The sequence below is a fragment of the Streptomyces sp. NPDC054849 genome (assembly GCF_053610945.1).
This window is the reverse complement of record NZ_JBSGZI010000083.1, coordinates 18875-36652: the sequence shown is the minus strand read 5'-3', so window position 1 is coordinate 36652 and position 17778 is coordinate 18875. Positions and strand designations below refer to the sequence as shown.

Annotated in this window: 18 protein-coding genes; 8 read left to right on the top strand and 10 right to left on the bottom strand. The window is 71.7% G+C overall.

The window, feature by feature from the left end:
- Positions 1–49: 49 nt before the first annotated feature.
- Positions 50–2575: an ATP-dependent Clp protease ATP-binding subunit gene (locus ACWGIF_RS28465; RefSeq protein ID WP_453501720.1), complete on the bottom strand. Its 2526-nt coding sequence runs from the start codon at positions 2573–2575 to the stop codon at positions 50–52.
- Between the two features lie 465 nt (positions 2576–3040).
- Between ACWGIF_RS28465 and ACWGIF_RS28460 the strand changes: the two genes are divergently transcribed.
- Positions 3041–3646 carry an SCO3374 family protein gene (locus ACWGIF_RS28460; RefSeq protein ID WP_453501718.1) on the top strand — a complete coding sequence of 202 codons (606 nt, stop codon included), beginning with the start codon at positions 3041–3043 and terminating at the stop codon, positions 3644–3646.
- On the opposite strand, the gene ACWGIF_RS28455 is transcribed toward ACWGIF_RS28460, so the two are convergent.
- From ACWGIF_RS28455 to ACWGIF_RS28425, 7 genes are all read right to left on the bottom strand, one after another.
- The gene (locus ACWGIF_RS28455) at positions 3625–3963 is read right to left on the bottom strand and encodes a histone-like nucleoid-structuring protein Lsr2 (RefSeq protein ID WP_453501717.1); all 339 of its coding nucleotides are present in this window, start codon (positions 3961–3963) and stop codon (positions 3625–3627) included. The two genes, ACWGIF_RS28460 and ACWGIF_RS28455, sit on opposite strands and share 22 nt — an antisense overlap.
- Before the next feature lie 165 nt (positions 3964–4128).
- Positions 4129–4659, bottom strand: a complete 531-nt coding sequence (locus ACWGIF_RS28450; protein WP_453501715.1) for an amino-acid N-acetyltransferase — start codon at positions 4657–4659, stop codon at positions 4129–4131.
- A gap of 11 nt (positions 4660–4670) precedes the next feature.
- Positions 4671–5123 carry a BlaI/MecI/CopY family transcriptional regulator gene (locus ACWGIF_RS28445; RefSeq protein WP_453501714.1) on the bottom strand — a complete coding sequence of 151 codons (453 nt, stop codon included), beginning with the start codon at positions 5121–5123 and terminating at the stop codon, positions 4671–4673.
- Between the two features lie 105 nt (positions 5124–5228).
- Positions 5229–5393: a hypothetical protein gene (locus tag ACWGIF_RS28440; RefSeq protein WP_453501712.1), complete on the bottom strand. Its 165-nt coding sequence runs from the start codon at positions 5391–5393 to the stop codon at positions 5229–5231.
- A gap of 13 nt (positions 5394–5406) precedes the next feature.
- Positions 5407–5997 carry a hypothetical protein gene (locus ACWGIF_RS28435; protein ID WP_453501710.1) on the bottom strand — a complete coding sequence of 197 codons (591 nt, stop codon included), beginning with the start codon at positions 5995–5997 and terminating at the stop codon, positions 5407–5409.
- 71 nt (positions 5998–6068) lie between these two features.
- Complete coding sequence (locus ACWGIF_RS28430) at positions 6069–6254, bottom strand: DUF397 domain-containing protein (RefSeq protein WP_453501709.1); 186 nt, start codon at positions 6252–6254, stop codon at positions 6069–6071.
- A gap of 246 nt (positions 6255–6500) precedes the next feature.
- Positions 6501–7631 (bottom strand): threonine aldolase family protein, encoded by a 1131-nt coding sequence (locus ACWGIF_RS28425; RefSeq protein WP_453501708.1) that lies wholly within the window; start codon positions 7629–7631, stop codon positions 6501–6503.
- A 111-nt stretch (positions 7632–7742) separates the two neighbouring features.
- Between ACWGIF_RS28425 and ACWGIF_RS28420 the strand changes: the two genes are divergently transcribed.
- Genes ACWGIF_RS28420 through ACWGIF_RS28400 form a run of 5 tightly spaced genes read left to right on the top strand, consistent with a single transcriptional unit; the run spans position 7743 to position 13181 of the window.
- Entirely contained in the window at positions 7743–8654 is a 912-nt protein-coding gene (locus ACWGIF_RS28420) for a Rossmann-like and DUF2520 domain-containing protein (protein ID WP_453501707.1), read from the top strand.
- The gene (panC, locus tag ACWGIF_RS28415; protein WP_453501706.1) at positions 8651–9640 is read left to right on the top strand and encodes a pantoate--beta-alanine ligase; all 990 of its coding nucleotides are present in this window, start codon (positions 8651–8653) and stop codon (positions 9638–9640) included. The genes ACWGIF_RS28420 and panC overlap by 4 nt, the downstream gene beginning before the upstream one ends.
- On the top strand, positions 9637–11397 hold the full coding sequence (locus ACWGIF_RS28410) for an L-aspartate oxidase (RefSeq protein WP_453501705.1): 1761 nt from the start codon (positions 9637–9639) through the stop codon (positions 11395–11397). The genes panC and ACWGIF_RS28410 overlap by 4 nt, the downstream gene beginning before the upstream one ends.
- A gap of 2 nt (positions 11398–11399) precedes the next feature.
- Positions 11400–12368 carry a carboxylating nicotinate-nucleotide diphosphorylase gene (gene nadC / locus ACWGIF_RS28405; RefSeq protein WP_453501703.1) on the top strand — a complete coding sequence of 323 codons (969 nt, stop codon included), beginning with the start codon at positions 11400–11402 and terminating at the stop codon, positions 12366–12368.
- Positions 12369–12371: 3 nt separating this feature from the next.
- A complete protein-coding gene (locus tag ACWGIF_RS28400) occupies positions 12372–13181 on the top strand; it encodes a type III pantothenate kinase (RefSeq protein ID WP_453501701.1) in 810 nt (269 codons plus the stop codon).
- A gap of 123 nt (positions 13182–13304) precedes the next feature.
- Here the strand turns inward: ACWGIF_RS28400 and ACWGIF_RS28395 are convergent, their stop codons facing one another.
- Positions 13305–13514 carry a hypothetical protein gene (locus ACWGIF_RS28395; RefSeq protein ID WP_453501699.1) on the bottom strand — a complete coding sequence of 70 codons (210 nt, stop codon included), beginning with the start codon at positions 13512–13514 and terminating at the stop codon, positions 13305–13307.
- Positions 13515–13712: 198 nt separating this feature from the next.
- On the opposite strand from ACWGIF_RS28395, the gene ACWGIF_RS28390 reads away from it, so the two are divergent.
- Together ACWGIF_RS28390 and ACWGIF_RS28385 are read left to right on the top strand one after the other, a co-directional pair.
- A complete protein-coding gene (locus ACWGIF_RS28390; RefSeq protein WP_453501698.1) occupies positions 13713–14837 on the top strand; it encodes a DUF5937 family protein in 1125 nt (374 codons plus the stop codon).
- A gap of 242 nt (positions 14838–15079) precedes the next feature.
- Positions 15080–16633: a M28 family metallopeptidase gene (locus ACWGIF_RS28385; RefSeq protein WP_453501697.1), complete on the top strand. Its 1554-nt coding sequence runs from the start codon at positions 15080–15082 to the stop codon at positions 16631–16633.
- A 170-nt stretch (positions 16634–16803) separates the two neighbouring features.
- On the opposite strand, the gene ACWGIF_RS28380 is transcribed toward ACWGIF_RS28385, so the two are convergent.
- Complete coding sequence (locus ACWGIF_RS28380; RefSeq protein ID WP_453501723.1) at positions 16804–17739, bottom strand: SAM-dependent methyltransferase; 936 nt, start codon at positions 17737–17739, stop codon at positions 16804–16806.
- Between the last annotated feature and the right edge of the window lie 39 nt (positions 17740–17778).

Here is a 17778-nt window from a genome sequence, read left to right as displayed (position 1 = left end):
CCGTGAGGTTCCGGGGCCGCCCCTTGTGGTGCTCAGTCGCACCTACGCGTTACGCGCCCTTGGACAGGTCCGGGCCGGAGCCCGTGGCCTCGATCGGGGGGAGGTCCGGCAGCGCCGACTTCTCCTCGCCGCGGAAGGTGAACTTGGCGTCCTCGCCCTCACCCTCCTTGCCGACGACCACGATGTGACCGGGGCGCAGCTCGCCGAAGAGGATCTTCTCCGACAGGATGTCCTCGATCTCGCGCTGGATGGTCCGGCGCAGCGGCCGGGCACCCAGGATCGGGTCGTAGCCGCGCTTGGCGAGCAGGAGCTTCGCGTCACCACTCAGCTCGATGCCCATGTCGCGGTCCTTGAGGCGCTCGTCGACCTTCGCGATCATCAGGTCGACGATCTGGATGATGTCTTCCTCGGTGAGCTGGTGGAAGACGACCGTGTCGTCGACTCGGTTGAGGAACTCGGGCCGGAAGTGCTGCTTGAGCTCTTCGTTGACCTTCGCCTTCATCCGGTCGTAGCCGGTCTTGGTGTCGCCCTGGGCCGCGAAGCCGAGGTTGAAGCCCTTCGAGATGTCCCGGGTACCGAGGTTGGTCGTCATGATGATGACCGTGTTCTTGAAGTCCACGACCCGGCCCTGGGAGTCGGTCAGGCGACCGTCCTCCAGGATCTGGAGAAGGGAATTGAAGATATCCGGGTGGGCCTTCTCGACCTCGTCGAAGAGGACGACGGAGAACGGCTTCCGGCGCACCTTCTCGGTGAGCTGGCCGCCCTCTTCGTAGCCCACGTAGCCGGGGGGCGAACCGAAGAGACGGGAAACCGTGTGCTTCTCGCTGAACTCCGACATGTCGAGGGAGATCAGCGCGTCCTCGTCGCCGAAGAGGAATTCGGCGAGCGTCTTGGAGAGCTCGGTCTTACCGACACCGGACGGGCCGGCGAAGATGAACGAGCCACCCGGGCGCTTCGGGTCCTTCAGACCCGCACGGGTACGACGGATCGCCTGGGAGAGCGCCCTGATGGCGTCCTTCTGGCCGATGACCCGGCGGTGGAGCTCGTCCTCCATGCGGAGCAGTCGCGAGGACTCCTCCTCGGTGAGCTTGAAGACGGGAATGCCGGTCGCGGTCGCGAGGACTTCGGCGATGAGCTCGCCGTCGACCTCGGCGACGACGTCCATGTCGCCGGCCTTCCATTCCTTCTCGCGCTTGGTCTTCGCCGACAGCAGCTGCTTCTCCTTGTCGCGGAGAGAGGCCGCCTTCTCGAAGTCCTGGGAGTCGATGGCCGACTCCTTGTCGCGGCGCACGCCCGCGATCTTCTCGTCGAACTCGCGGAGGTCCGGCGGCGCGGTCATCCGGCGGATGCGCATCCGGGAGCCGGCCTCGTCGATCAGGTCGATCGCCTTGTCCGGGAGGAAGCGGTCCGAGATGTACCGGTCCGCCAGCGTCGCCGCCTGGACGAGGGCCTCGTCCGTGATGGAGACGCGGTGGTGGGCCTCGTACCGGTCGCGCAGGCCCTTGAGGATCTCGATCGTGTGGGGGAGGGAAGGCTCCGCCACCTGGATCGGCTGGAAGCGGCGCTCGAGGGCCGCGTCCTTCTCGAGGTGCTTGCGGTACTCGTCCAGCGTCGTGGCACCGATGGTCTGGAGCTCACCACGGGCCAGCATGGGCTTGAGGATGCTGGCGGCGTCGATCGCACCCTCGGCGGCGCCCGCACCCACGAGGGTGTGGAGCTCGTCGATGAACAGGATGATGTCGCCGCGGGTGCGGATCTCCTTGAGCACCTTCTTCAGGCGCTCCTCGAAGTCACCGCGGTAGCGGGAACCGGCGACCAGGGCGCCGAGGTCAAGCGTGTAGAGGTGCTTGTCCTTGAGGGTCTCGGGGACCTCGCCCTTGACGATCGCCTGGGCCAGGCCCTCGACGACGGCGGTCTTGCCGACGCCGGGCTCGCCGATGAGGACCGGGTTGTTCTTGGTCCGGCGGGACAGCACCTGCATGACCCGCTCGATCTCCTTCTCGCGCCCGATGACCGGGTCGAGCTTGGATTCGCGGGCAGCCTGGGTGAGGTTGCGGCCGAACTGGTCCAGGACGAGCGAAGTCGAGGGAGTGCCCTCGGTGGGGCCGCCGGCCGTGGCCGACTCCTTGCCGCCCCCGGTGTAGCCGGAGAGCAGCTGGATGACCTGCTGCCGGACTCGGTTGAGATCGGCGCCCAGCTTCACCAGGACCTGGGCTGCGACGCCCTCGCCCTCGCGGATCAGGCCGAGCAGGATGTGCTCGGTGCCGATGTAGTTGTGGCCGAGCTGGAGGGCCTCTCGGAGCGAAAGCTCCAGGACCTTCTTCGCCCGCGGGGTGAAGGGGATGTGGCCGGACGGGGCCTGCTGCCCCTGACCGATGATCTCCTCAACCTGCTGGCGAACAGCCTCGAGCGAAATCCCGAGGCTCTCCAGGGCCTTAGCGGCGACACCCTCACCCTCGTGGATCAAGCCCAGGAGGATGTGCTCGGTGCCGATGTAGTTGTGGTTGAGCATCCGGGCTTCTTCCTGAGCCAGGACGACAACCCGCCGCGCGCGGTCGGTGAACCTCTCGAACATCGTTTATCGCTCCTCAGAGCGGTCGGGCAGTTCGGGGTCGGTCCCCGCCCTGTCCTTCCGCATGCTAGTCCCGCGGGGCGGGACAGCTCATTCCAACTGCCGACATCCGTCCACGGCTCACCCTGCATCGGCGGGGAAAACCGGCTTGAAGAGCCGACAACTGCTCCAACTCGATGGTGCGAGACGATGTTCCCGCAGGCCAGGCAGATACCCGTCATGCGTGTACGCCGATGGCGAACGGAAGCCCGCTCAAAACAGCGTGTCGGCCCCGATCCCCTAGGAATGTCTTACCCGTGAGGACTGACACTCCATGCCACTGACACCGGTCCACTCAGCTTAGGGCGAACACGATTCCGTCCCGAATGTGGGACTCCGCGACCCCGGACCTTTACGTTCCGCATGCGGGTGAGTGCGGTGTGTCACGCAAGCCGTAACCCCAGGGGCTTTTCGGAAGTTGCTCAGGGCATGGCCGCAACCCTGCCGACCGTCCCGCTGCCCCGCGTCGCGCCCGAGGAGGGTGCGTACGCCTCGCCCGAGGTGGGTGCGTACGCCGCCTGGTACGAGCGGGAGCTCGGCTGGACCGTCACGGGCGGGCCGCCCGGCCGGCTCGCGACCGGCATCCGTTTCGACGTGCTGGAGCTGCCGTCCGATGCGGGGGCGGCGCTGCTGCGCAGGCCGGTCGCCACGGGTCCGGTGGCCCTGATGGGGCTCCGGATGCGGTTCCTGGTGGCCGCGGGGAGCGCAGAGGAGCTGGACGGGCTGCTCGACTGGCTGGAGTGGGGCGGGGTCGCCCTCGATCTCACCGCCCTGGGTGCGGGTGGCCGGATCACCGCCCCGGCTCCCCCGGGACCGCCCTCGGGAGGAAGCCCCCGGGGAGCCGCCGTGTGGCTGCGACCCCCCGAGCAGGGGTGTGAGGCACTGCTCCCGGCCCTGCCCGGTCCCGGGCGGGCCGCCGGACCCGCTCGCGGGGCCGATCTCGTACGCCTCGTCGCGGCGGCCGCGACGGAATGTCACCGGGCGCGCCTGGGGCGGCGTACGAACGGGGTCCGTCAGCCCTTGGCCTTCTCGTAGGCCTCACGGATGTCGGCCGGGACGCGGCCGCGGTCGTTCACGTTGTAACCGTTCTCCTTGGCCCATGCACGGATCTCGGCCGTGTCCGGGTTGCCGGTCGTCGCGGCGACGCGGCCCTTGGCGCGGGCCGCGGTGGCACGGCCACCGGTGCGGCGACCGCCCTTGGTGTACGGGTCGAGCAGACCGCGGAGCTTTTCAGCGTTGGCGGTGGTGAGGTCGATCTCGTAGGTCTTGCCATCCAGAGCGAACGTCACCGTCTCGTCCGCCTCGCCACCGTCGAGGTCGTCGACAAGAAGGACCTGAACCTTCTGTGCCACCGGGATTTCCTTTCATCGAAAAGCAGTACGCGGAAAGGAAACCGCTTTTGCCTGGAAAACACAAACCCCCGGGGAGAGGTTCGAGACCGCAACGGGGCGGGAAACGTGCGCGATTCGGACATAGGCCACAGGTTCGCGGAGCGCTGGAAAAGCTGAGGCCATCGATCAGAGGTGCAGAAGCATCCGACTGTTGCCCAAGGTGTTCGGCTTCACTCGTTCGAGACCGAGGAACTCGGCGACGCCCTCGTCATAGGAACGCAGGAGCTCCATGTAGACATCGGTCTTGACCGGGGTCTCGCCGATCTCGACGAAGCCGTGCTTCGCGAAGAACTCCACTTCGAAGGTCAGGCAGAAAACGCGGCTCACCCCGAGCGTGCGGGCGGTGCGCAACAACTGCTCCAGCACGCGATGACCGACGCCGGCGCCCTTCAAGTCGCGGTCGACCGCGAGAGTGCGCACTTCGGCGAGGTCTTCCCACATCACGTGGAGAGCGCCGCAGCCGACCACCTGGCCGTCGGAGTCGCGTTCCGCGACCCAGAACTCCTGGATGTCCTCGTAAAGGACGACCGGGGCTTTGTCGAGCAGGATCCTCTGCTGCACGTACTGGTCGAGGAGGCGGCGCAGCGCGGGAACATCACCGGTGCGGGCACGGCGGATCGTCACTGTTTCTGCATGTGCAGTGGAAAACTCTCCCATGGCTGCCGACGCTATCGCCCCGGCTCCCGCGGGCGCTCGGCGGAGTCCCCTTCGGCTTCCTGCGGAGCGGGGGGTTCGGCGGCGGCCTCGGCGCCGGACTCGTCGTCGTGCTGGACGACCCGTACGGCGTCCCTGAGGGCTTCGCGCTGTTCCGCGGACATCATGCCGAAGAAGGCGACGAGGGCGGCGGCGGGGCTGTCGCTCGTCGACCAGGCTTCGTTCATCAGTGCGGCCGAGTAGGCGGCGCGGGTGGAGACCGCCGTATATCGATAGGCGCGGCCTTCGGCTTCCCGGCGGACCCAGCCCTTCTGATGAAGATTGTCCATAACGGTCATGACCGTGGTGTACGCGATGGACCGTTCCTGCTGGAGGTCTTCCAGAACTTCACGAACGGTGACCGGGCGGTTCCACTGCCACACCCGCGTCATGACGGCGTCTTCGAGTTCTCCCAAGGGGCGAGGCACAACAGCACGATAGTGCGGGTTGTGCGGAATTGCCCGACTATTCGCCTGGTAACGCGCAACAAATCGGGCGTGCAGCCGGTATGCCGCACGCCCGTCGTCCCGGGGTTACTTCTGCTGCCGAGCGGCTTCCGCCCGGGCGAGCACGGCGTCGACCACCGCGTCTTCCTTGGTCTTGTTGGAGCCGCCCTGGCTCTTCACGATCGTCACGACGAGAGCGATGAAGAACGCGGCCATCGCGATGGGGGGCACGAGCGCGGAGACGTAGTCCATGACCACAGACTAGCTACCCGACGGCCCGCCCGGCCGCCGGGGGCGGCGCGGGCTTCCGGCGCGGCGGGAACACCTCGCCGGGCGTCGGAACCGGCCGCTCGGGGCGCGGCGGATCCTGGGGGTGGGGCCGCGGCGCCGGGCGTGGCGGCTCCTCCTTGCCGCCGGTCAGGGCCAGCAGCCGGGTCCGGGGCGCGCGGGCGGTCGACAGCCGCCGGCGTACGGAGCGCTCCGCGACGGTCTCGGCCCGGTCCAGCAGCGCGGCCGCGGCCGGATTGGCGCGCAGCGCGCGCAGGGCGGCGAGGTCGTCGTTCGCCGGTTCACAGCCCGCGGCCAGGGCGTCCCGGAGGACCCTCAGGTAGCCGGAGAGGCTGCCGGGCAGAGCGGCCCGGTAGCGGGCGAGATCCTCGAGGAGGAAGGCTCTGAGCCGGCCCGCCTCCTGGGCCGCGTCGTCCACCGACTGTGCGAGGCACAGGCAGTCCTGGACCTCCGCGGCCGTCAGAGGGGCCGGGGAGGACTGAAGGGCGTGGGCGAAGAGGCGCCTGAGCACGTGCAGCTCGGACGCGCTGAACGCCATGCCGCCGCGGGATCCGTAGGGCGTGGGCATGCGCCGAAGATACGCGCTAATCGGACAAAACCCCCTGAAGATGTGCCCGAGCGGCGCGCCGCGGCGGTCCCTCAGCCGGTCTCCTTGACCGCGCGGAGGAAGTCGGCCCAGGCTGCCTGGGTCGTGGCGAGCACGAGGTGGGCGGGGTCGACGCGGTCGGCGACCTTGACGAGGGCGCCGGGGGAGGTCGCGACGTAGACGCAGGCGTCGCCCTCACCGCAGAACGAGGACTTCCGCCACGCGGGCTGAGTGGTCATGGTGTCTCCTCCGGGCGCGGTGGCCGGTAATTGTCGTCGAAGGACGGTATCTCCGTCGTCGGCCCGCGCCGGTGCCTTTCCGGGAATTCGGTGTTTCGTGGCGAAGCCGGGCGTCCGGGTGCGACGCCGTTTCCCGGGGCTCCGCCCCAACACCCCGCGCCTCCAACGCCGGCGGGGCTGAACGAGAGGGAGCCCGGGAACAGTGGACGGGCGGGGCGAGGGCGGCTGCGTGCGGCGGCAAGCCCGTCAGAGGCGGGCCACGAAGTCCGCGACCGCCTGCGCCACGTCGGACTCCGTCCAGGACAGGCCCGGCTCGGTGACCTCGACTTCCGTGACCGAGAGGCCCGGCGGCCCGTCGGGCGACCAGCGGCGGAAGAGGACCGTCCCCGTCTCCTCCGCCTGCCGCAGACCCGCTTCCGTCAGCCGGTCCGCGTCGTACGGCAACCACACCTGGAACTGGTGCGTGTGCGGCTCCTCCGGGTGGATCCGGGCCCACGGGAGCGCCGACTCCGCGAACGCCGAACCCAGCGCCCCGGCCACCATCCGCGCCTGGGCCACGTACGACGTCAGCCGGGGCAGTTCCCGCTCCAGCCCGGCCAGGGCGGACAGTGCCTGCGGGAACTGCCGGAAGATCTGGCCCCCGTACCGGTGCCGCCAGACCCTGGTCTCCTCCACGAAGTCCCGCGACCCCGCCAGAGCCGCCCCGCTCAGGCCCCCGAGCGACTTGTAGAAGGACACGTACACCGAGTCCGCGAGCCCCGCGATCTCCGGCAGCGGGCGCCCGAAGTGGACGGTCGACTCCCACAGGCGGGCCCCGTCGAAGTGGACCACCGCCTCCCGCTCGCGGGCCGCGTCGACCAGGGCCTCCAGCTCCTCCCAGGTCGGCAGGAGGAAGCCCGCGTCCCGCAGGGGCAGCTCCAGCATCAGCGTGCCGAAGGGCTCCCTGAGCGCGGTGACCTCCTCGGGCGACGGCTGGCGCGCCTCCGTCGTCGGGTGCGCCACCCGCAGCCCGGAGACGACCGACAGCGCGTCGCCCTCCCACCGCTCCGGATGGCTCATCGGGTGCAGGGCCACCACCGGGTTCCCGGTCCGGGCCGCCCAGCACCGCAGCGCGATCTGCTGCGCCATCGTCCCGCTGGGGAAGAACGCGGCGTCCTGCGTCCCCAGCAGTTGCGCCACCCGTCGCTCCAGCGCGGCGACGACCCCGTCGCCGTACACGTCGGCCGGGCCGTCCATGTCGTACGGGGCGTCGGCGAGCGGGGCCAGCAGCTCCCCCACCGTGGGCTCCAGCAGGCTGCGCGACAGTCTCCGCCCCGCCCCGCGCCAAGCCGCGACCAGCCGCTTCGTACGTTCCGTTTCCTCGCTGTCGTCACTCATAGGGCCCGATCATCGTCCTCGTCGTCGCCGTTCGGCCAATGGCCCCAGGAGCTAGCATGGCGGCGTATCGTCCGGTACCCCCCGCGGACTGGAACGGAAGGCCCTCCCCGCGTGAATCCATCACAGCAGCCACGCCCTGCCCGGCTCGCCGTCGGCGTCGTCGGCGCCGGGCGCGTCGGCCCCGCGCTGGCCTGCGCGCTCCAGCAGGCCGGACACCGGCCCGTCGCCGTCTCCGGCGTCTCCGACGCGTCCGTGCGCCGCGCCGCGCGGATGCTGCCCGACGTGCCGCTCGTACCACCCGCGCAGGTGCTGGAGCTGGCCGACCTGGTCCTGCTCACCGTCCCCGACGACGCGCTGCCCTCCCTCGTGGAGGGCCTTGCCGAGACCGGCGCGATCCGGCCCGGCCAGCTCCTCGTGCACACGTCCGGCCGGTACGGGACCGCCGTGCTCGACCCGGCGCGCCGCGCGGGCGCGCTGCCGCTGGCCCTGCACCCGGCGATGACCTTCACCGGCACGGAGGTCGACGTGCAGCGGCTGGCCGGCTGCTCCTTCGGCGTCACCGCCCCCGAGGAGCTGCGCCTCGCCGCGGAGGCCCTGGTCATCGAGATGGGCGGGGAGCCCGAGTGGATCGCGGAGGAGAACCGCCCGCTCTACCACGCGGCCCTCGCGCTCGGCGCGAACCACCTGGTCACGCTGGTCGCCCAGTCGATGGAGCTGCTGGCCAAGGCCGGTGTCGAGCGCCCCGACCGGATGCTCGGACCGCTGCTCGGCGCGGCCCTCGACAACGCCCTGCGCTCCGGCGACGCCGCCCTGACCGGACCGGTCGCCCGCGGCGACGCCGGCACGGTCGCCGCGCACGTCTCGGAGCTGCGCAAGCACGCCCCGGGCACGGTCGCCGGATACCTGGCGATGGCCCGCACCACCGCCGACCGGGCCCTCGCGCACGGTCTGCTCAAGCCCGAGCTCGCCGAGGACCTGCTCGGCGTGCTCGCCGACACGGACGCCGACGGGGGCACCCAGTGACCGAGCTGCTGCACACCGCCGCCGAGCTGCACAGGCTGCCGCGGACCGGCCGCCGGGCCGTGGTGATGACCATGGGCGCCCTCCACGAGGGCCACGCCACCCTGATCCGCACCGCCCGCGAACAGGCCGGTCCCGACGGCCAGGTCGTCGTCACCGTCTTCGTCAACCCCCTGCAGTTCGGGGCGAACGAGGACCTCGACCGCTACCCCCGCACCCTCGACGCCGACCTCGCGATCGCCGCAGAGGCGGGCGCCGACGTGGTGTTCGCCCCCGCCGTCGACGAGGTCTACCCGGGCGGCGACCCGCAGGTGCGCATCAGCGCCGGGCCGATGGGCGAGCGCCTCGAAGGGGCCACCCGCCCCGGCCACTTCGACGGGATGCTGACCGTCGTCGCCAAGCTGCTCCACCTCACCCGTCCCGGCCTGGCCCTCTTCGGCCAGAAGGACGCGCAGCAACTGGCCCTGATCCGGCGGATGGTGACCGACCTGAACTTCCCCGTGGAGGTGGTCGGCGTACCGACGGTCCGCGAGGAGGACGGACTCGCGCTGTCCTCCCGCAACCGCTACCTCTCCCCCACCGAGCGGAACACCGCGCTCGCCCTGTCCCGCGCACTGTTCGCCGGGCAGGACCGGCTCGCCGCGCAGGCGGCGCTGCGCGCCCGCGCCGAGGCCTCCCCCGCCAGCGACGAGCGGGCCACCGCCCTGGCCCGGCTGGGCGAGATCCGCGCCTCCGCCGACGCGCACGCCGTCTCGGCGGCGCGCGCGGAGCTGCCGGACGCCGTACGGGCCGCGGCGCTGCACGTCCTGGAGGAGGCGGGCCGCCACGAGCCGCCGCTCGTGCTGGACTACCTGGCGCTGGTGGACCCGAAGGACTTCACCGAGGCCGGTCCCGGGTTCAGCGGGCAGGCCGTGCTGGCCGTCGCCGCGAAGGTCGGATCGACCCGGCTGATCGACAACATCCCATTGGAATTCGGAGCACACTCGTGAGCACCCCAGGCAGAGGCCCCGCCGGAAGCGACGGCGGAGACACGGCCGCAGGCACCGGCATACGGCTGCACGCGCCGGCCCCCGGCTGGTCCCTCGACGCCGACGTCGTGGTCGTCGGTTCCGGCGTGGCGGGCCTGACCGCCGCGCTGCGCTGCGCCGCCGGGGGCCGCCGTACCGTCGTGGTCACCAAGGCCCGGCTCGACGACGGCTCCACCCGCTGGGCCCAGGGCGGCATCGCCGCGGCCATCGGCGAGGGCGACACCCCGGAGCAGCACCTCGACGACACCTTGGTCGCGGGCGCGGGCCTGTGCGACGAGGAGGCCGTGCGGCTGCTCGTCACCGAAGGCCCGGACGCGGTGCGGCGGTTGATGGACACCGGCGCGGTCTTCGACACCTCGGCCGAGACCGGCGAGATAGAACTGACCCGCGAGGGCGGCCACCACCGCCGCCGGATCGCGCATGCGGGCGGCGACGCCACCGGTGCCGAGATCTCGCGGGCGCTCGTCGAGGCCGTCCACGCCGCGGGCATCGAGACCGTGGAGAACGCGCTCGTACTGGACCTGCTTCAGGACGCGCAGGGCCGTACGGCCGGTGTCACGCTGCACGTCATGGGCGAGGGCCAGCACGACGGCGTCGGCGCCGTCCACGCGCCCGCCGTGATCCTCGCGACCGGCGGCATGGGCCAGGTCTTCTCCGCCACCACCAACCCGTCGGTGTCCACCGGCGACGGCGTGGCGCTCGCGCTGCGCGCCGGCGCGGAGGTCTCCGACCTCGAATTCGTGCAGTTCCACCCGACGGTCCTCTTCCTCGGCCCGGGGGCCGAGGGGCAGCAGCCGCTGGTGTCGGAGGCGGTCCGGGGCGAGGGCGCGTACCTCGTCGACGGGGACGGCGTCCGCTTCATGGCCGGCCGGCACGAGCTCGCCGAGCTGGCCCCGCGCGACATCGTCGCCAAGGGCATCATGCGCCGCATGCAGGAGCAGGGCGCGCAGCACATGTACCTGGACGCCCGGCACTTCGGCGCGCAGATGTGGGAGCAGCGGTTCCCGACCATCCTCGCCGCCTGCCGTGCCCACGGCATCGACCCCGTGACCGAGCCCATCCCGGTGGCGCCCGCCGCGCACTACGCGTCCGGTGGCGTACGGACCGATCTCCACGGGCGGACCACCGTCCGCGGCCTGTACGCCTGCGGCGAGGTCGCCTGTACCGGTGTGCACGGCGCGAACCGGCTCGCCTCGAACTCCCTGCTGGAGGGCCTGGTCTTCGCCGAGCGGATCGCCGAGGACATCGCCGCGCAGCGCTTCGGCGGCAACGGCCCGGTCGTCCCGGTCCCCGCGACCGGCCCGCTGCAGCCCGCCGAGGCCCGGCACGAGATCCAGCGGATCATGACGGAGGGCGCGGGTGTCCTGCGCTCCGCCGAGTCTCTGGCCACCGCGGCCGAGGCCCTCGAAGCGCTGTACGCCACCGCCCTGAACGGGCTGGAGGCGCACGGCAAGACCGCCGAGCCGGGCGTGGACACCTGGGAGGCCACGAACCTGCTGTGCGTGGCACGGGTCCTGGTCGCCGCCGCGCAGCGGCGCGAGGAGACCCGCGGCTGCCACTGGCGCGAGGACCACCCGGACCGGGACGATGCCGACTGGCGCCGCCATCTCGTCGTCCGGCTCTCCGCGACCGAGAAGCGGGCCCTGGTCGTCATCCCCACCGACTCCGCGGACTTCCCGTCCGTGCACCCCCTGAGCACCCCGAGCCTGGAGCAGTGACCGTGAGCACCCCCGAACTTCCCCTGATCGACCAGAACGACGGCGGCTGCGGCGACGACTGCGCCTGCGGCGACGGCGAGGAGAGCGGCCTCGACCCGGCGCTGGCCCAGCTGCTCGCGGACGCGGGTCTGGACCCCATCGAGGTCGAGGACATCGCCCACATGGCGCTCTCCGAGGACCTGGACGGCGGCGTGGACGTCACCACCGTCGCCACGGTGCCCGAGGAGGCCGAGGCGATCGCCGACTTCGTCGCGCGCGAGGACGGCGTCGTGGCCGGTCTGCGCATCGCCGAGGCCGTGTTCTCCGTGGTCTGCACGGAGGCCTTCGAGGTGGAGCGGCACGCGGAGGACGGCGACACCGTCACGGCCGGGCAGCTGCTGCTGTCCGTGCGCTCGCGCACCCGCGACCTGCTCACGGCCGAGCGCAGCGCGCTGAACATCATGTGCCGGCTGTCCGGCATCGCGACCGCCACCCGCCGCTGGGCGGACGTGCTGGACGGCACGAAGGCCAAGGTCCGCGACACCCGCAAGACCACCCCGGGCCTGCGCGCGCTGGAGAAGTACGCGGTGCGCTGCGGCGGCGGCGTCAACCACCGTATGTCGCTGTCGGACGCCGCCCTGGTCAAGGACAACCACGTGGTCGCGGCGGGCGGCGTCGCGCAGGCCTTCAAGGCCGTGCGCGAGGCCTTCCCGGAGGTTCCGGTCGAGGTCGAGGTCGACACCCTGGAGCAGGTCGGCACGGTCCTGGAGGCGGGCGCCGACCTGATCCTGCTGGACAACTTCACGGTCGAGCAGACCGCCGAGGCCGTGGCCCTGGTCGCCGGGCGCGCGGTGCTGGAGTCCTCGGGCCGGCTGACCCTGGACACCGCCCGTGCGTACGCGGAGACCGGCGTGGACTACCTGGCCGTCGGCGGCCTGACCCACTCCTCGCCGATCCTGGACATCGGCCTCGATCTGCGCGAGGCGGTGTAACCGGTGCTCCTCACCATCGACGTAGGCAACACCCACACGGTCCTGGGCCTGTTCGACGGTGACGAGATCGTCGAGCACTGGCGCATCTCGACCGACCCGCGGCGCACGGCCGACGAGATGGCCGTGCTGATGCAGGGCCTGATGGGCATGCACCCGATGCTCGGCAGCGAGCTGGGCGACGGCATCCACGGCATCGCGATCTGCTCGACGGTGCCGTCGGTCCTGCACGAGCTGCGCGAGGTCACCCGCCGGTACTACGGCGACGTGCCTGCGGTGCTGGTGGAGCCCGGCATCAAGACGGGCGTGCCGATCCTCATGGACAACCCGAAGGAGGTCGGCGCGGACCGCATCATCAACGCGGTCGCGGCGGTCGAGCTCTACGGGGGCCCGGCGATCGTGGTCGACTTCGGTACGGCGACCACCTTCGACGCGGTGTCCGCGAAGGGCGAGTACGTGGGCGGGGTGATCTCCCCGGGCATCGAGATCTCGATGGAGGCGCTCGGCGTACGGGGTGCCCAGCTCCGGAAGATCGAGCTGGCCCGGCCGCGCCACGTGATCGGCAAGTCCACGGTCGAGGCGATGCAGTCGGGTGTGATCTACGGCTTCGCGGGACAGGTCGACGGGGTCGTGGCCCGCATGGCCAAGGAGCTGGCCGGGCCGAACGGCGACCCGGACGACGTCCGGGTCATCGCCACCGGCGGGCTGGCCCCGATGGTGCTGGGCGAGTCCTCGGTGATCGACGATCACGAGCCGTGGCTGACGCTGATCGGCCTGCGACTGGTGTACGAGCGCAACGCGCCCAATTTCGAGTAGACCGGCCGGTCCGGCCGGCCGTGCGTGTCCGGTCGGATGAGTCGGCCCCGCCGGAGGTCCGAGCCCCGGCCGTGGGGTCCGGGACGACTCCTCCCTCGGGGCGGAAGACCCGGACCCCCGCTGTCAGCACGCCCGGGGGCGGGTCAGGACCCGGAGCAGGGCGGCGCGCCAGGGGTGACGGGCCGGGCGGCCCTCCCCGACGGCCCGGCACTGCTCGTACGAGCGGACCTCGCGCAGCACGGCGAGGTCGTCCCGCCCGGGCGGCGGAGGCATCGGGGCACCCTGCTGGGACGCCCGCCAGGTGTCGACGAGGTACTGCTCTATCGCGGTCATGCCTCCAGCCTCACCCCGTCGGCGGCACCGCGCACGACGGTTGACGCCCCTCGTCAATCGACCGCTCCACCAGCGCCTGCGCGCCGCGTGCGATCACTCGTCCGGCGGCCGCGCCGGGCCGCCCGCGCCCACTCGTACGGCGGCGCCGCCCGGACCGGCCCGGCGCCCCCGCGATGCACGGAACGACAGAATGGGCTGATGAGCGTCACCATCGACATCGCCGGACTGCCCACCGAGCGGATCACTTTCGCGCCCTCCCCGCTCGCCGAGCTCTGCATGGCCCTGCACGCGCTCTCCCAGCCCGCTCATCACCCCGGGCTCAGCTCCTGGACCACCGCCACCGCCGCCTCGCTCGATCCGTGCCTCGCGGACCGTCTGCTGGAGGCCGATTTCATGTGGCGGAGCTCCTTCTCCGACATTTTCATGGCCTTCGCCGGGATCCCCGGCGGAACCGGGCTGCCCGCCGCGACGCTGGCCGAGGAGCTCGACGTCCTCGACCGGATGGACGACGAGCGGTTCGTGACGGCCGCCCTGGAGCACTGCTGGCTGGCGCTCTACAACGAGGGCGGCTTCCCCTCGCCGCTGCACGACCCGGCGGCCCGGGCCAAGGCGCTGGAGACGGCCGCCGCCCGCGGCCCCCGCCAGCTCGACTTCTCCATCCGGCTGCTGGACGACACCGCCGCCGTCCGGGTGTGGATGCGGCGCCTCCTGGAGGACTGCAACGAGGCCTTCTTCGCCGAGACGTGGCGGCGCGTCGAGCCCGGGCAGAGCGCCGACGCCCGGCACAAGACCGAGGTGCTGCGCCGCAACGGGCTGCCGGCGGCGCTGAAGGAGGTCTCGGCGGCGCTGAGCGTCGACGAGGGCCACACCACCATCACCGCCGACAAGATGACCCACGGGTCGACGCGCGCGACCGACCACCGAATAGGCGCCGGCCTGGTCCTCGTGCCGACCAACTTCGGCTGGCCGCACCTGCTCGTGCTGCACGCACCGGGCTGGCGGCCGGTGATCCACTATCCGCTCGGCACCTCCGAACCGGCCTCCGCGCCGGGCTCGGTGGAGCTGCTCCAGCGGCGGATGGAGGCACTGGCGCACCCGATGCGGATGAGGCTGTGCCGGAGTCTGGCCCGGGCGCCGTACACGACGAGCGAACTGGCGGCCGTGTACGGGATCACCGCCCCGGAGGTGTCACGGCATCTGGCCGTCCTGAAAAAGGCCGGTCTGATGCATACGCAGAGGCAAGGCCGTTATGCCCAGCATCAGTTGGACTTGACCGCAGTCGCCCGCATCGGGTCGGACTTCATCGAGGGCGTCCTCCGCTAGGCCGAACGGGCAGGCGGATGGCCGGTTTCAACCGGTGCAGATTCACCGATATACGGAATTCATAAACCGGAATCAGCGAAAACTCTGGCCATGGTGGCCACTTGCTGTCTAACGTGCGTCCACCGTTTCCCCACGTGACGCGCACCCCTTCTGCTTGCCCGCTCCACCCCGCTTCACCCCGCTGTGCCTTGCTGTGCCCAGTTCCGCCCCACCCTGCTCGCCTTTGTCGTGGAAGGACCTACATGCCCTCACGTCGTATAGCCGCAGCAACCGCCGCCCTGGCAGCCGCGGCCCTCGTCTCACCGCTGCTGCTCGCCGGACCGGCCGGCGCCACCAGCCCGCAGAGCGACGCCGCCCGCGGCGACGCCCTGGCCAGGAAACTGGTCAAGGACGCGACCGGCAAGGGCGCCTACAACCACCTCAAGGTCCTGCAGTCGATCGCCGACTACAACAACGGCAACCGCGCTGCCGGCAGCAAGGGCCACGAGCAGTCGGCCAAGTACATCGAGGCCGTCATGCGGGCGGCCGGCTACCAGGTCACCAAGAACGAGTTCGACTTCGTGTACGTCGAAACCATCGCCGAGAAGCTCACGGTGAACGGTGCGAACGGGCGCGACGTCCCGATCCACCTGATGACGTACACGACGAGCACCCCCGAGGGCGGTGTGACGGCCCCGGTCGCCGTCGCCCCGGTCGACGCGGACGGCACCAACGGCTGCGAGCCCGGCGACTTCGCCGCGGGCGCCTTCACCGGCAAGATCGCCTTGGTCAAGCGCGGCGGCTGCGCCTTCGCGATCAAGCAGGCCAACGCGGCCGCGGCCGGCGCCGTCGGCGCGATCATCTACAACAACACCGCGGGTGCCCTGAACGGCACCATAGGCGACCCGACCGCGGGCAAGGTCCCGACCGGCGGCGTCACCCAGCAGGAGGGCGAGAAGCTCGCCGCCGAGGCGGCGGCCGGCCCGGTCGAGGTCACCCTCGACATCCGCGAGCTGCGCGAGAACCGCAAGACGTACAACGTCATCGCGGAGACCCGCGGCGGCGACGAGGACAACACCGTGTTCCTCGGCGCACACCTCGACTCGGTCGCGGCGGGCCCGGGCATCAACGACAACGGCTCCGGCTCGGCCGGCATCCTCCAGGTCGCGCAGCGCCTGGCGAGCAGCCAGTCGAAGATCAAGAACAAGGTCAAGTTCGCCTGGTGGTCGGCGGAGGAGTTCGGCCTGCTCGGCTCCGAGGCGTACGTCGCCGGCCTGACGGACGAGCAGAAGAAGCAGATCAAGCTCTACCTGAACTTCGACATGATCGCCTCGCCGAACGCCGCTTACTTCGTCTACGACGGCGACGACTCGGACGCGACCGGCGCGGGCCCCGGCCCGGAGGGCTCCGCCCAGCTGGAGCGCGGTATCACCGACTTCCTCGACTCGAAGAAGATCCCGCACGAGGGCACGGACTTCTCCGGCCGCTCGGACTACGGCCCGTTCATCGCGGTGGGCATCCCGTCCGGCGGTACCTTCACGGGCGCCGAAGGCATCAAGACGCCGGAGCAGGCCGCGAAGTTCGGTGGCCAGGCGGGTGTCGCCTACGACGTGAACTACCACGGCAAGGGTGACGACATCACCAACATCGACCAGAAGGCGCTCGACATCAACGTCGACGTCATCGCGGACGCGGTCGGCCACTACGCCTTCGACCTGGCCCCGCTGTCGAAGCCGGTCACCTCGAAGCCGACCACCCCGGGCACGGGCAGCGGCGGCGGCCTGCACGAGGGCCACGGGCACGAGGTGACGGAGTAACGAACCCCGGTCCGAAGGGCGAGGCCGCACCCCGGCCTCGCCCTTCGGCGCACCCCGCCCAGCCGCTTCACCCCCCAGCCCGCCCGCCCCTCAAGCCCCGCCGGCCTTGGAGCCCGGAACCCGGCGCAGCCGGGGTTCGCGCGCCAGGCGCACCAGGGGCACCAGGGGCGTCAGCCGGCGGCCCCGGGCCACGCCGCCCGCATCCCCACCGGCTGGCAGAGCCACAGGAAGTCCCCCAGCCCGCCCCGAGCAGTGAGCTCGGCCGCCTCGCCGGCCGCGGCCAGCCCCCGTACGTACGCCGCCGGATCGGCGGACGCGAGCGCCAGCGGCGGCCGCCCGCCCGAGACACCGAGCGCGGCCAGCGCCTCGCGCTGGGTCAGCAGCGCCGACCCCGGCCCCGCGCAGGAGTCCATCGCCACGTGGGCGGTGACATCGCAGCTGCCGTCCGGCACCGGCGCGACCTCCCGGCCCGCTCGAAAGCCCGTCAGCGTGCCGTACAGAGGCCTCGTGCCGCGGGTGTGTCCGTAGTCCACCGCCACCGCAAGGCCCCGCTCCAGGGTGCGGACGGCCGCCGCCCAGGCCTCGTCGCGCTCCCGGCCGATCTCCGCACGGCCGCCGCCGGGCCACCACCGCTCCAGCCAGGCCCGGTCCGCTCCGTCCACCGGCCCGCCCGGGCTCTCCGTACCGTCCGGCGCGACCATGACGTAGCGCCCGTCCTCGGCGATCTCCAGCGGCACGTTGTCCAGCCACTCGTTGGCGAACAGCAGCCCCGTCGTCCGTGCGGGTGGCGCCGGGACCCAGCGGATCCGCGGGTCGAGGCCCGGGGGCCGCTCCGCCCGCTCCACGGCGTACGGGCGCACCCGCGCGGCCGTCTTGGGCTCCAGCGCCGCGAGCACCCCGGCCAGCAGCTCCCCCCGCCCGGCGCCCACGTCGACCAGGTCCAGCCCGTGCGGGTGCCCGAGCTCCGCGTCCACCCACCGCAGCAGCCGGGCCACGGCAGCCGCGTACAGCGCCGAGGCGTGCACGGAGGTGCGGAAGTGTCCGGCCGGTCCCGGCCCGCCGGGGCGCACGTAGAAGCCGCCGGTCCCGTAGAGCGCGGCCTCCATCGCCGCACGCCACCGCACCGGATCCACGCCTTCGTCCTG

Coding starts and splice junctions, on each gene's coding strand:
- ACWGIF_RS28440 (WP_453501712.1), bottom strand. CDS start 5,393: ATGGACTACGTCTCCGCGCTCGTGCCCCCCATCGCGATGGCCGCGTTC.
- ACWGIF_RS28460 (WP_453501718.1), top strand. CDS start 3,041: ATGGCCGCAACCCTGCCGACCGTCCCGCTGCCCCGCGTCGCGCCCGAG.
- ACWGIF_RS28435 (WP_453501710.1), bottom strand. CDS start 5,997: ATGCCCACGCCCTACGGATCCCGCGGCGGCATGGCGTTCAGCGCGTCC.
- ACWGIF_RS28380 (WP_453501723.1), bottom strand. CDS start 17,739: ATGGAGGCCGCGCTCTACGGGACCGGCGGCTTCTACGTGCGCCCCGGC.
- ACWGIF_RS28430 (WP_453501709.1), bottom strand. CDS start 6,254: ATGACCACTCAGCCCGCGTGGCGGAAGTCCTCGTTCTGCGGTGAGGGC.
- ACWGIF_RS28450 (WP_453501715.1), bottom strand. CDS start 4,659: ATGGGAGAGTTTTCCACTGCACATGCAGAAACAGTGACGATCCGCCGT.
- ACWGIF_RS28425 (WP_453501708.1), bottom strand. CDS start 7,631: ATGAGTGACGACAGCGAGGAAACGGAACGTACGAAGCGGCTGGTCGCG.
- ACWGIF_RS28390 (WP_453501698.1), top strand. CDS start 13,713: ATGAGCGTCACCATCGACATCGCCGGACTGCCCACCGAGCGGATCACT.
- ACWGIF_RS28395 (WP_453501699.1), bottom strand. CDS start 13,514: ATGACCGCGATAGAGCAGTACCTCGTCGACACCTGGCGGGCGTCCCAG.
- ACWGIF_RS28465 (WP_453501720.1), bottom strand. CDS start 2,575: ATGTTCGAGAGGTTCACCGACCGCGCGCGGCGGGTTGTCGTCCTGGCT.
- ACWGIF_RS28385 (WP_453501697.1), top strand. CDS start 15,080: ATGCCCTCACGTCGTATAGCCGCAGCAACCGCCGCCCTGGCAGCCGCG.